This window comes from Legionella sp. 39-23 (assembly GCF_001897665.1).
In the GTDB taxonomy this organism is placed as follows: domain Bacteria; phylum Pseudomonadota; class Gammaproteobacteria; order Legionellales; family Legionellaceae; genus Legionella; species Legionella steelei.
In genome coordinates this window covers 1-13,548 of record NZ_MKTO01000016.1, presented here as the reverse complement: position 1 = coordinate 13,548, position 13,548 = coordinate 1, and the positions used below count along the sequence as shown (strand labels likewise).

Here is a 13,548-nt window from a genome sequence, read left to right as displayed (position 1 = left end):
CCAATATTGTAATTTTAATGGAAATCTCATCAATGTCATGGTCTTATTTTGGGGGGAAAGGTCAAAATAAATACCACAAATATTGAAAACACATTGGAAAAGCCAACAACAAACCTATAATTAAAGGGCATTGCCGTAATTTATTCGACAACCAAAAAATCTAAGTTTGAGGCAAATCTCTATCTAATTGTGATGAACCATGATGAATCAATGGTGAAAAACACAAAAAAACACCATTTACCATAGGAAAATAAATACATTTTCATTTATTTTCCGTTCACCAAATCATTCACCACAATTCACCGCATTTATTGCATAAATTTTCATGAAATTTTTTAACTAATAATATAATAATCAATAAGTTATAATGAATATTTATGACATGCGAAAGGTGTGTTATCTTGATATTTATTAAAAAATTATTTTGTTGTTTAGCCTTTATTTTAATTTAAAAATTATCAAGTTTTTAAGTGCATACAATTGCACGTTGGTGATTGATAAATAGTTTCTATATAGTTGTCTTTGTACTTAATTAAATTACTTTTTATCGCGATCTGCTTTTCAAAGTAATCAGACTTAAAATGATTATTTGATGATTTGTACTCCCCTTCTCCTCTTTAAGCCGCACTTGAAAGTATGTTGTGGGTCTAAAATTTTATTTACCCAAAGCTTAATCAGGTTATGCAGAGTAACTTTCCAAATTGATAATTTTTTACTAAAATTAATATGGATAATCTTACCCAGGCTCAGAAATGAAAGGTACAACTAACGGAAAAAAGATGAAATATATAACAGAAAAGGATTTTGAGATATTCGATGAGAACCGACGTCTTTATGATGAGCATATTAGATTAGAAGAGGAATGGCTAGATCAAGTAAAAAGACATCATAATGGTGAAATGTCATATGAGGATACTTATCCAAAGTTCGAAGAAAGTTTAAATGCTTACAATAAATGGAAAGAATTCCATGATAAAAATTTGGATATCTTATTAGCCAAAGTGCGAGAGTAACTTTTAATTACATCACTTAGTATTATAATTTCAAAATAAAAAAAGGACATTCAAGATATACTAGAACAAAATGGTGATTAACTTACTCATTACTCAGCTATTATATTCAACATGAGATTAACTGGGATAGGGTAACGAATGTGTTAGGTTATCCAAATAAAGAAAACAGAAAATTTTTCGACATAATTTACTAGTTTAGAGTTGTAGGTCAGTTTTTCAAAATTTTTAGATAGTCACTATATATCTCTTTTTAAATTCTTACATTTAGAAAGCTTCTCGAAGTATTATATTAACAGACGATTTAACCACTTTTTTCGATACGGACACTCCAAAATCAAGCCAAAAAATGACATTGTAGTAACGATAATCTTCTTCCAGGTATTCATTCAGCAATTTATTTATTTTAGTTTGACTAAACGCTTGAATAATTTTTAGTGATACGTATTTCCTAATGCCATCATGCTCATTATTCAAAAGTTTATTAATAGTAGCCTGTGAGATTTCTAAAAATCTTGCTGGATTGGATTGTTTTATAACTTCTATCAGTACTGTAAAAGGCATTTCCAGATTAAACAAATCATCAGGGCGATCTTTGCCAATGTTATAGATAGCACCACCCAGATGTTTATACCAATTATGATCCTTTGCCAAAATAGTTAAAACATTTCGTCGAGAGGCATTGTCTCTTTCCAAGTTAATAATTAAAGGTATGTCCTCCCACTCTCCATGTTTTTGTAAATACGAAATCTCATCATATGAGCTTTGTATATAGCCAGACTGTAAGTTTGCTCTCACCCTTTCCAAATCAGCTACCTGAGAGTTCCTGCATAAAAGATCCAGCCCTCTTCGTGTCAGTTTCTTTCTAATGTATTCTTCCAGGTTACGAGTGTCTTTTATGGTTTCTTCACTAGCTCCAATACCTTCTAAATATTTAATCATTTTTTCAAACTGTTTCTGAAATCGATTGTCAACATTTTCTCTGAGAGCACTAGCATATTTTTTGAAGTATTTTTCACAAAGAGCCAAATAAGGAATATCATGAAAGGGAAAGTCGTCTTTAATTTCTCCTAATAACTTTTCTTCAGGCATTTTCATGTATTGAGAAAATAAAAGCGAATAGTAACACGCCTCAGCCTCAGCCTCTTCCTCAGATTGCATATACCCACCAAGAAGTCCCGCACTATTAGAAGGTTTAATAAGTATGCTTTTTAGTTCTTTTTCACTAAAAGTTTCGCCTGCAAAAATTGTCAGTTCAACAGCTCTTTTACGAACTTGGGCACTAGGATCATCATAAAGCTGTTTCAAATCACCTTGCTTTAGGGAGTTGCTATTTACTAGCCTGTTAAGGCTTTCCAATCTAACTTCTTTATTTCTATGTTTAAGTCCCGCTCTGAGCAGGTCATCTGAAACGGGCTGCGGTAAAGAAAGAACCTCACAAAGAAGTTTCTTATCAATAGTTTCAAATGAGTAAGTGAAAATCGTGTTAAGAGCATCTGATTTTTTGTATCTAAGTTGGATTGCTATTTTAGCTTCTAACGCAATTTTAAAAGTTTTGGAATTGGCTCTATCTAGCTCTTTTTGAATATTATCCAAGTCCTCATTTTTTCCATGATATTTTAAATATCGCAAGGCAGAGACCTTTATGTCGTCTGTATTATTCTCACTTAACCAATGATCGATAAAGAGCTTACGATTTAAATCTTTTCCATCTGATGGTAAAAATGCACCTATAAGTCTCATAACTTCTAAAGCGCCAATTGCAATTCTATCTTCCGATAGAGACTTGAATTGTAAGCCAATTTCACTAACTTCGTTATGAAATCTGCTATACCAATGCCATAAGGGTATATTTTCATGTTGAAAACTTTGCAAACCAGCATCAAATAAAGTTGAAATCTCATTTACTCCATAAGATACCAATCTATTTCGAAATAATATATTTGCGTCATGGGGGCCTATAGAAGGCTTATCATTACCGGAGACTGTTATAGTATTGGATAATAGTCTTAATCGAGCAACATCTAATTGAGATATTTCTTCTCGATTTGAAACTTTTGTTCTCTCTAAAAACTCTTCTAAAAATATATGCCCTTCCGCAGTGAACAGACTTTGGGCAAGATCATCTACTCCATGATCACTTTTTGCTGCCATGTTTTTTGATTGTGACCTCTCAACTTCCTCATGCTTCTTTTCCTTATCAGCAAGAGCCAATATATAATTGGTTAGTTTATGACGAACAAGGGATTGCAGATTATTTGGCTGAGTAAATTCTTGGAACAATACATTCTTGCCGTTTATTAAGGTATCTCTAAAAGCTAAAACTTTTTTTAAATCGTCACCTGGATCATTTAGAAGCTCTTGATTAATTTTTTTGAAGTACATTGCTATTTCAGGTGCGCGCTCTTCTTCTGATTTATTAAGGACACGCATAAACTCCTCTTCAAAACCAGAAGTGAACGGCCCAACTTTACTAGGAGGGGTGCCCCATTTTTTCCAGATCATGCCAATAAATAGTTCACATTCGTCGAGTTCTTTATTAATTATTTCTTGCGGCCTTCCCCTGCCAGAAAGAGTGTCTTCCCATCCTTTTAACTCAACAATATAACCGTGGTAACGACCAATTTGCTTATTGATTTCTACAACTGCTTCATTTACCAGTGCGCGTTCTTCTCCCAAGTCTCCAGGTGAGGCTAGAAATACTCTTACGATCCGAACAATTTCAGACATATACGCTCAATACACTTTTTAAATTCTATATTTCTCTAAAATACCCTTTATAAGGCCAAAAGCCAATAAAACTTATAAACTGAGAAGAGATTATACCCAGGGTGCAGATTGCAAACTCCCTTCTATTAAAATCTTATCTATCCCAAATTTTTGATTTTTCTGATTTTAGAGATCGAGCTATTTAATAGATTCTGCTTTTGTTTTTTTTCGATAGATTTATGTTTGAGATAGATAAGATACGTTATCTATCTCAAGAAACACGCACTTATCTAACATGGATTGTTATAGTTTGTGTAGATTAAAAATTTAGATATGAAAATTTGATAAGTTCTTAACATTTATTAAAAACTTCAAATTATTTTTTGCAATAAAATTTTACATTCATTTTGCGTGTAATTATTGTAAGTAATCTATGTATGTAATCTATGTTATTGCTAGGTGCAATTTGCACCTACCGTAGGATCAAATTGTATCGACCGTAGGTACTATTTATCACTACCGTCAGAGCAATTTGTTCTTATCGATAGGTACCAATTGTCACTATCAATATTCACCTGCCTGATCGATAGATCAATTTAAAAGGTGTGGATTAAATTTGAACTGCATTGTTTTTAAATGACCAGTCAATTTTCTTAACTGCATTGATTTTATATTCTGGTGCTAAGTGAGCATATCTTAGTGTCATTTTAATGTCGGAATGTCCTAATAATTCACGAACAGTATTTAAATCAACACCAGCCATCACTAATTTACTCGCAAAATGATGTCGTAAATCATGCCATCTAAATTGAGCGATTTCGGCTTTTCCTAAAACTGAAGCCCAAGAGCGCTTCACGTGATTAAAGGGTTGATTATTTTTACTTGGGAAAACAAGTCCTTTTTTAAGCTCACTTTTGCTGTACAGTTGATTTAAAAGATTATAGGCTTCGTCATTTAATGGAATATAACGAGAACTGCTATTTTTAGTAATTTCACCACCAAGAATAAGAGATCGTTCTGAAAGATTTATCATTTCCCAAGTTAAATTAAATAACTCTCCTCTTCGTAAGCCAGTATTGATGGAGATAAGTACCATTGGCATTAAATAATCAAAAAGCTCATTATCTGCAAACTCTGGATACAAGGAATGACCTCGCACTTTGCGCCATTCATTTGCACTTATCCTTTCTTGCTTCAATTGCCTTTCTCGCTCTAAAAGAGCTTGGCGCAAGCGCACTTCCTCCTCCAAAGATAAGTATCTGACCTTCGGTGAGCGATCAACTTTGAATTGTTTTAAATTTCTTAGTGTATTCTCCTTTAAAAATCCCCATTCAGTCGCTTTCGTGATTAAAGATTTAAGAGTAGTAATATTTCGATTAATTGTGGCATGAGCTGTACCCTCATTTAAACGCTTAACACGCCACTGCTCTAGAACAGCAGGGGTAATTTCAGCAAGAGGTTTAGGATATAGGTTCTTAAAGCATCGATTGAGGGCTGCGAGTGTTTCTACTCCTCGTTTATGATGAGACAAAGCCCAAGGCTTATATTCGTTCTCGATAAACTCTTGGAGCGTTTTGGGTTTGTTAATTCCTTTTTTGACTGTCGGCTCAATTCCTTTATGAAAATTGCTTAATACTTCAATAGCTTTTTCTCGAGCTTGTGCTGCCGAGATTACGCCTACCTTTCCGAGGTTAACACGTCTTCCCCTTTTATACTGACAAATGTAGGCCATACTTCCGGAGGGTTGAACTCTGATAAGAAAACCTTTCAGATTAATATCTCTGACATCATATTCTTTTTCACGAGGAACTAACTGTTTGATTAGGGAATTGCTGATCTTAGCTAACATCTGTCACCCTTAAGTAAATAAGTCCATATTATTAAACCAAAACAGACAAACCTTTTTGAGCAACTAAATTCAATAGCTTTAAAGATGTACCTCGAGGATGCTTTTCCCCCTGCTCCCATTGCTTGATGGTTGAAGCAGAAGTATTTAAATATTTGGCAAATACAGCTTGGCTCACTTGTTCTTTTAAGCGAATCAATTTAATTTCTTTTGCTGTAAATTCCTTTACTTGCGGTAAGCATAACTCATCAAACTTATGCATTGTTGTCGCGTCGACAAGTCCTACATCATATAGCCCTTTAGCTGTTTCATGCACCACTTCTAAAATTGATTTATCCATTTTGCATCTCCACCCTAAACAAGGTACCTTCTTGAATCGCCTTATTTAACTCTTCATTACTAAAACTAAAATAAACCTTTGCCAATTGTTTTAATGCTTTAAGTTCTTTTTCGCTTATATTGTCTTGGATATTTTTAGCAAAAGCATAAATAAAGAAAGCCTTATCATTCATTTTGAAAGCTAAAATGGTTCTGGCACCACCACTTTTACCCTTGTTTCCTAGAGAAATCCTCTTCTTGTAAACATTGCCACCTAAATTAGCTTCAAATGCGCCTGTGTTCATTTCATTCACTGCTTTAATTAATATTGCATCAGCAATTCCATAATCTTCCGTCCAATTGTGGAATGCCTTGTTTTTAAAAATATCCATGAATTAACTCTTTTATATAATTATAACACTAAGTGACATAGATTTTAAATTTTTTAATTTACGATACGTACTTTAACTGTATCTTTAAATGAGTCAGGCATTGCCTGACTCATTTAACAGAGTGCATGTAGAGTGCAAATTTATTGTAGAGTGTAACACGACGATAAATGACAATGCATCAAAAACAAATATAACACCATGAAAATAATTAATATTTTTACAATGGAGATACATGGGAATGCATTGAGAATTAATTTAAATCGCCTTCGGGAGGCAGGGGTCGCAGGTTCAATTCCTGTCACTCCGACCATATAAATCAAAGGGTTATGCAATTCGCCTTTAAAAAATTTTATAGGGTGTTTACAGAGTGCAATTTTAATGGGTCTTGGTGCTGAAATTTTCTGCAAATGGTGCCTCTATTAAAAAAATGTTTAGTCTGCTTCTAATTCAATATGAACTTCTAAATCTATTTCAAATCTCGATTTACTGCTATAGACGTTCGACTATATGGGTGGTATAGACCATCACTGCTCGATAATCAGCAAATTAAACGTATGATTGAAATGTACAACGAACAAAAAAATACAGTGGCTGAAATTTGTAAGATTTATAAAATTGGAAATCCATTGTTTTATAATTATTTAAAAAGACAACAACCAGAGAAGGAAGATAACTAACTTACAAAAAATTCGTGGAAATGTAGGCTATAATTTTAGTATTTGCTAAAACTTGGTAGTATAGACCATGTATGAAGAACTTTCTTTTGAAAACTATTATGCTTTTATCTGTATAGATAGTGCAAATTCCAGCGAAAAAAGGAAACTTGTTCGAGAAGAACACGTGGCAAGATTAGAAAAATTGAAGAATGAAGGAAGGCTTTTTTTAGCTGGCCCTTTGCTTGATACAAAGCATCTTGGAGTCCCAATGGGCGGATTAATTATTGCGAAATTTAATTCTCTTGAAGAAGCAGAAACTTGGTTGAATGAAGAACCTTATTTAAAAGTAAAAGCCTATCAACAAGTAACCATTCACGCTTATAAAAATGTGTTGACTGGCTTCCCATTAGCGAGCACTCACTCATGACTAATAAAACAATAATTCTTGTCAGCTTAAGTATTTCTCCTGAAAAAGAAGCAGATTTTAATGAATTTTATCATCACCGCTATATTCCAAATTTAATGAAAATTATTCCTGAAATTAAGTTTGCAAGACGTTATCAAGAACATAATGTAGAGGGTACGCTTCGATATTATAATAAACAATTTCTTACTATCTATGGATGCGATAGCGAAACGCCTTCCTCTTCTATTCTTGAAGCCATTAAAGAACGCTCAGGCAGAGAAAAAGAAAAGGCTGAATGGAGTAAGTTTCAAACCAATGACTTGCACCATTTGGAAAGTGCCTGTATTTACACTCAGCGTTATCAACATCCTCGAGGTATGGAAAAAACGCTTTTTAACAATCCATTTTTTATGGTGAGTGTTGAAGTAATACCTAAAAAAATAGCACTTTTTGATGATTGGTATGAAGATCATTATTTACCCAGAAATCTTTCGGATGTACCAACCTGGACGGCTTGCACGCGATACAGTAGTCAAGGAAGAACACCTTCTCGACATCTTACCCTCTATGAAGCACAAGATTTAGCTGCATTACAACAGAGTTTGGATTTGATGCGAGCGCAACATCGTTTAAAAGAAAATGCTTCATGGAAACAATGGGATACTGGCAATGATCCTGCTATAACGTGGGAAGATGCGACGAGCTTTAAGCCAATATTTCGTTACCCTGATTAAAATTTTACGCAGGCAGTCAAGATACGTGTGCAAATGGGTCACTTCACTTTTAAAACAAGCCTGTAACCCATGCCACATAAGGGCTACAGCGTACCTTTTCAGGTTTCTTTGCAATAGCTGTTCTTTCAAATAACATTTCATCAATTTTTTTTGATAATTCTCTTGTGCTCCATTTTTCGACACACACATTTCGGCATAAAACTCTCTTTTAAACTGATTATTTATATTTAATAAAGATACAAAATGAGTCCACTTAAGATGTTGGCTTAGCGATAAAACTATTTTCTCCTCGGAAAAAAGCCTTTCAAATTGCACGCAACGATGAATAACTCGTAATCCAAAACCTCGTGCAAATTTTATTTGTAATCTATCCGCCAACGTTTTTATGATGCCTGCGCCATACTCTGCTCTATTGCAATTTAATATGTCGTGATTTATTCGGCGACCGGCTCCGTTGCAAAAAAGAATCAACATAAAAAATCTTAACTTTTGGACGGATCTCAGCTGTATAGGCCAAATTGTTCATTAATAATAGACACTTCAGTCCGTGTTCCATACATCCAAATACTGAACTGTCCTTTTTTAAACATTCGCATGATTTCAAATCCCTTAATAGTAGCGTAAGCAGTCTTCATAGACTGAAATCGTCTTACTTCTCCATGAAAATGACGCCATTTAAATGCTACAGGTTTTGTTGAGCGCATTCGGTTTTCCGGTTAATAGTATACCTTGAAGTATAAACTAGCCTTCGTTTTTGCAACGGAGCCGAATTTTTCGATGTTACTCTAAATAATAACCATGACAAGTCATCCGACATCTGTTGGGTGTCCTTACTAACGAATTTTGACGTCGTTGGGCCGTCAATGAAACAAGCAACAACAAGCTTGATTTGAGGTCACAAAACAGTGACCTCAAATTTACCTACGTCAGCACGCAAAGCATTTTTTCAGCTACCAATAGACGAGAGTCGTTGTTCTCTTTTCGGTGATATAAGCCATAACGGTTCTCTCCCAGTAAAGGAATTTCATCTTTATCATCCCGAGTATTTATGCAGGCTTCAGGATTTTTGTTTTCAGGGCATGGCACGATTCTCTTGGTTGGAATCAAATCAGGAATTTCATCTTTATCATCCCGAGCATTTATGCAGGCTTCAGTATTTTTGTTTTCAGGGCGTGGCACGATTCTCTTGATTGGAATCAAATCAGGTATAGGGCCTTTTTGCGTCGCAAAAATATAATAAGTAATGCTTGCTCTCAGTTCGAGCCCTGCTCGCATATCAAAGATATCCTTGGCGTCAAAAGTCGCTCTACGCCCCAAATCCCCGAATACGTTCAAAGGAAAGTACATTTCTATTGGTAACAAAGGACATTGTCCCATAAGGAAATTAAAAACAAATTTTAATCGCCTATTCTGAAAATCAATAATCTCAACAGATGAGCAAGTGCCTTTCTTATATGGATAATAACTGAACAATAGCCCGCCTAATTTGACTCTATTCAAGCTTAAGGAGCCGTATCGATTGATAACAAAATCCTCATCCCCGTAAAGATAAGTCTCAAGCTCTTCGGGTTGAATTGTTTGTAACTGCTCAATGTCAAACAACTGGCCATCAAAGATTTGACTGGCATAATGCTTTGGATCCCGAGGCCCCCCCAGATTATTTTGGGGATAATTCACTAAATAGGGGTTCAACACTGAATTGTGAGCGTTTATGAAGTAGATCAGTTGAAGAAGAAAAAAATGATGGCTGGATAACTGACAAATTTGATTCACGTTAGTTAATTTAGGAACCTGGGAGAAACATTGAGCAAATCGGTCTTCTAAGTCCAACAATGAGATGCGCATACCACTAGAAGAATTATCAATACGATACTGAAGTTCATCTAATATGGAAATTACTTCATCTTGCAAGGGACGCTCTACCTCCTCCATTGAGTGATCCACTTGGGTTAATTCAAATTGTTCAAACAGATATTTAAATGGATGCTTTTTGATAAAAATAGTGCTTGAGAATGTTTCAGGAGGATAATGAGCGAGTATTTTTTTTAAAAATAGCATCTTTGTTTCAGGCTTGAGTGCAGATGGAATCATTAATCGTTTCAGATCCTTTAACATCTGGATACGCCATTTCATTCTACTTCCAGGAGTATGAGTCACAAGATTTTTTTCAAATGAGTTAAAAAAATCTTCCAATTTCTCCGGATCTTCAAGAGCTGCCTCAGAAACCAGACGCACCTTTTTCAAATAAGTCCATTCAACATTGAGTTGACTTAAGTCTATTGTGCGCATATCCACGTTAATAAACCGAGCATAGGCTAAGTTTGTGCCTGTAAAATCAGCCCCCTCAATTAAAGTGCCCTCAAACACGGCACCACTCAAATCAGCCCATCTCAAAATTGCCTGCTTCAAATTTGCTTGTCTCAGTTTGACGTTCCGCATATTCGCATGGCTTAAGTTTGCTTTTTCAAGCAGAGCATTATCCAAACAAGCTTTTACCAGAATAGCATGGAGAAGATTTGCTTGCCGCAAATTTGCTTGACTCAGTAAACTTGAGTTCAAATCCGCATAGCTTAAATTTGCGTGAAACAAGATCATTGCAGACATATCCTGCCAGCCAAAACAAAAATGGGATAGCGAGGCATGCGATAAATCAGCTCCAGCCAGATCTACCTCCATCAAGCTGATGAAAGGTAAAAGATTGAGGTAAGTTTTAGGAAAATTTGTCTTAAATAAATCGAATAATGCAGTTGATTTTTCTCTATCAACCTCTGGGGCATACACATATAGATGCTCTCTCGTCTTATCATCGAGATATGGTTTATCAACCTTCTGGGGAGGTTGGATAAGCTCTTGTAGATACCTTATCGTCTTCGCATCGAGATAATGCTTATCAACCTTCTGGGCAAGTCGGGTAAGTACACGTAGATGCACTCTCGTCTTCTCATCAAGATATGGCGCATTCGAGACATTTATTAACTGTTCGATGTCAGGGAGCGCTTTATGGTGTCGAGTCAGCATGTAACATGCTACTTCGTGATCAGACATCGGCATTTTATTCTCAACCAGGCTTTTTAGAGCCTTGTATTCACTTGTACATCGATAACCTTCAACAAAGTCATAAGCTTCTTTGGGTGCTATTTGACTTAAATGAGATATGACCTGAGCTGGATTTTTTTTAAAGCGGACCGCAAAAGCTGTTGCTGCCACTCTCGATAAATTTTTTGATGCAATCTGGGCGGCTAATAAATCTTCTATATCACAATGAGTCAAAATACTGACTAGTACTTCTTCTGGCATCGAAAAAAAAAGATGCTCTTCATGTGATGGTATAACAGAAGAAACTGAGGTTTTTTCTTCAGTTAATTCATAAGCGTTCAAAAACACAATTAATTCATGAGTTTTTAACTTTAACTCCCTGATTTGACTGTAAAGATGTGTTATCAATTGGCACAGCTCATCCTCAATACTCGGCTTGGATATGTCTCCTGCGTTAAGACTTTTATCAGTAAAGCGAAGTCTATTATCAAAAGTGTTGACGATAGTTGTTTGGAGTTCTTGGCACACTAAAAAAAAATCAGCCCAATGTTTCCCAAGTTGTTCTTTATCAATTATCTTTTGAGAGGCAATCTTAGCAAAAAAAACATCTTGGTTATAAAATTTATTTGGATTGTCTATCCTCTTTTTTAAGGACAGAAAGATATGAATATTTTTATATGATAAGAGTTCCGTACTTTTATTGCTTAGCTCATCGCTCAGAACACCATAAAAATCTAAAAAGGCATGCAATTCACGTAGATCGTGAACCATTTTGGATACCCGTTCCTTAATAAAAAAAATAAAATATTCTTCTCTAAAGTCAAATTGACGATTTTTTTTCATTACTTAATTCCTTGCAATACATAAAGACGTAACGTGACATCGATTACACAATTTTCTCTCTGCTTCGGATTGTGAAGACAAACAAGAGTTCGCTCAGTTGACGAATCGAATAAGAAAATAAGCGTTAACCGCTTTTAGATTTCCTGGATAAAACGAAAAGGTTTTTCATCGGGAACCAAGAGGATGGATAAACTTATAATCTTTTTCAACAGCCAAGCTGCATTTTGATAAGATTGCTAAGTTACCTGTCCTCCAGCATTACCAATATTTTTAGAAAGTAATGAAATAAGTTACAAATTAATCGGATTATAATCGCTTCATGACCTAATGTGTACTTACGTGGTTTAATAGATTTGACCACCCGAGTTAAGAGATAATGCACTTAACTGGAGAAAGTAATGCCGATAAGAAAGAAATACCCCCCAAATTTAAGCCGGATGGAATTAGTCTCGTTTTAGAACAAGGTTATGGGGTAACAAAAGCAGCAAATAATTTAGGCATTGCTCAAGCGCGACTAAGTCGATGGATAAAAGAACACAAAGAACAAGATGGGCAAGCATTTCGAGGAAATGGCAAGTTAACAGCAGAACAATTAGAGATACGTCGCCTGCAGGAAGAAAATAAACGCCTGAAAATCGAAAAGAAAATCTTAAAAAAGTCGGCGGTCTTCTTTCCTGCAATATAGCTTGATGCAGAGTGGATTTATAAATCTATTGCAAAACTAGGCGGATGGACAGACACAAAGAAATTAGGAAAAGCCAGTTGGAAAACGCTCTGGGGTGGTTGGTTTAAATTCCAAGAGCGTGTAGAAGGCTATCTCTTGATCAAAAATTTGACTGAGATCTGATCAGCAGGCAACCAGGCTTGCTTAGGCTATTTTAAGGCAGCGTGAGGATCTAATATAGGAAAATCCGACCAATTGTATTTATCCACAAGAAGCAACCAAAAATACAAATTGTTATAGCCATTCTCAATGGCAAGAATGGCTGATTTGATTATATATTGCCTCAGGTTTAACTATGCAGCTGTTCTAATTTCTGAACATCGGATTGTTTGTTATGGATTGATTTCAAAATTTCTCTAATCTTGGGATCATGGCTACATTTTAGTAAGTAAGCCGTCATTTGCATGCCTCCTTTAAAGTGATCACTCATTTCACTTATATACATATCATCAAACTCTTTGCCTGAAAGCTGGTCAAACGACTTCATCTCCATAGGTTTCATTCCAGGAATTTGATAATTGGCTGCAGAGGTAGCGGGTAATTTACTGAGTAGTTCTTTCATTTTAACAACTTCCCTGCCTTGCCGCGCGAGCATTTTCTTTGAAATAGCCACTATTTTTGGATTTTGAGATTTTTTTATAGCTAGCTCCATTATTTGCATTCCTTGTTGGTGATGAGTAAGCATCATTTGCAGGTATTCTTTTTCAAGTGCTGCAGTTTGTTTTTTATCTTTAGGACAATGATTTTCATTCACAGACATTTGTCCCATATTTGATTGATCCATTGCAAAAGCACATGAACTTATTAATGTGAGTCCTAAAAGTATTGAACACTTCTTCATTTCCCTATCTCCTAAATTAAGTAAAGGACATTA

General features: G+C 35.2%; 10 protein-coding genes and 3 pseudogenes. 5 read left to right on the top strand and 8 right to left on the bottom strand.

Annotated elements, in window-relative coordinates; translation table 11 throughout:
* The first annotated feature begins 752 nt into the window (after positions 1 to 752).
* A complete protein-coding gene (locus BGO44_RS06980) occupies positions 753 to 1,013 on the top strand; it encodes a hypothetical protein (protein WP_273198185.1) in 261 nt (86 codons plus the stop codon).
* 264 nt (positions 1,014 to 1,277) lie between these two features.
* On the opposite strand, the gene BGO44_RS06975 is transcribed toward BGO44_RS06980, so the two are convergent.
* The 4 genes from BGO44_RS06975 to BGO44_RS06960 form a co-directional block, all read right to left on the bottom strand.
* Positions 1,278 to 3,740, bottom strand: coding sequence for a DUF4062 domain-containing protein (locus tag BGO44_RS06975; RefSeq protein ID WP_273198189.1), 2,463 nt, complete (start codon positions 3,738 to 3,740; stop codon positions 1,278 to 1,280).
* A gap of 589 nt (positions 3,741 to 4,329) precedes the next feature.
* Entirely contained in the window at positions 4,330 to 5,568 is a 1,239-nt protein-coding gene (locus BGO44_RS06970; RefSeq protein WP_273198190.1) for a site-specific integrase, read from the bottom strand.
* Between the two features lie 31 nt (positions 5,569 to 5,599).
* On the bottom strand, positions 5,600 to 5,905 hold the full coding sequence (locus BGO44_RS06965) for a helix-turn-helix domain-containing protein (protein WP_273198191.1): 306 nt from the start codon (positions 5,903 to 5,905) through the stop codon (positions 5,600 to 5,602).
* Complete coding sequence (locus BGO44_RS06960) at positions 5,898 to 6,275, bottom strand: type II toxin-antitoxin system RelE/ParE family toxin (RefSeq protein ID WP_273198193.1); 378 nt, start codon at positions 6,273 to 6,275, stop codon at positions 5,898 to 5,900. The genes BGO44_RS06965 and BGO44_RS06960 overlap by 8 nt, the downstream gene beginning before the upstream one ends.
* A 744-nt stretch (positions 6,276 to 7,019) precedes the next feature.
* Between BGO44_RS06960 and BGO44_RS06955 the strand changes: the two genes are divergently transcribed.
* Together BGO44_RS06955 and BGO44_RS06950 are read left to right on the top strand one after the other, a co-directional pair.
* Positions 7,020 to 7,358: a YciI family protein gene (locus BGO44_RS06955; protein ID WP_273198196.1), complete on the top strand. Its 339-nt coding sequence runs from the start codon at positions 7,020 to 7,022 to the stop codon at positions 7,356 to 7,358.
* Positions 7,355 to 8,071, top strand: a complete 717-nt coding sequence (locus tag BGO44_RS06950) for a hypothetical protein (protein WP_068310919.1) — start codon at positions 7,355 to 7,357, stop codon at positions 8,069 to 8,071. Before BGO44_RS06955 ends, BGO44_RS06950 begins: the two co-directional genes overlap by 4 nt.
* On the opposite strand, the gene BGO44_RS18555 is transcribed toward BGO44_RS06950, so the two are convergent.
* From BGO44_RS18555 to BGO44_RS06940, 3 genes and pseudogenes are all read right to left on the bottom strand, one after another.
* A complete protein-coding gene (locus BGO44_RS18555; protein WP_353743534.1) occupies positions 7,982 to 8,545 on the bottom strand; it encodes a DUF1016 N-terminal domain-containing protein in 564 nt (187 codons plus the stop codon). The two genes, BGO44_RS06950 and BGO44_RS18555, sit on opposite strands and share 90 nt — an antisense overlap.
* 26 nt (positions 8,546 to 8,571) lie before the next feature.
* A pseudogene (locus BGO44_RS06945) lies at positions 8,572 to 8,715 on the bottom strand (IS6 family transposase); the annotation flags it as partial.
* 277 nt (positions 8,716 to 8,992) lie between these two features.
* Positions 8,993 to 11,950, bottom strand: coding sequence for a pentapeptide repeat-containing protein (locus tag BGO44_RS06940; RefSeq protein ID WP_273198199.1), 2,958 nt, complete (start codon positions 11,948 to 11,950; stop codon positions 8,993 to 8,995).
* A 398-nt stretch (positions 11,951 to 12,348) separates the two neighbouring features.
* Between BGO44_RS06940 and BGO44_RS06935 the strand changes: the two are divergent.
* A pseudogene (locus BGO44_RS06935) lies at positions 12,349 to 12,611 on the top strand (transposase); the annotation flags it as partial.
* Positions 12,612 to 12,641: 30 nt separating this feature from the next.
* A pseudogene (locus BGO44_RS06930) lies at positions 12,642 to 12,797 on the top strand (IS4 family transposase); the annotation flags it as partial.
* 166 nt (positions 12,798 to 12,963) lie between these two features.
* Here the strand turns inward: BGO44_RS06930 and BGO44_RS06925 are convergent.
* Entirely contained in the window at positions 12,964 to 13,515 is a 552-nt protein-coding gene (locus tag BGO44_RS06925) for a DUF305 domain-containing protein (RefSeq protein WP_058510669.1), read from the bottom strand.
* Positions 13,516 to 13,548: the final 33 nt, after the last annotated feature.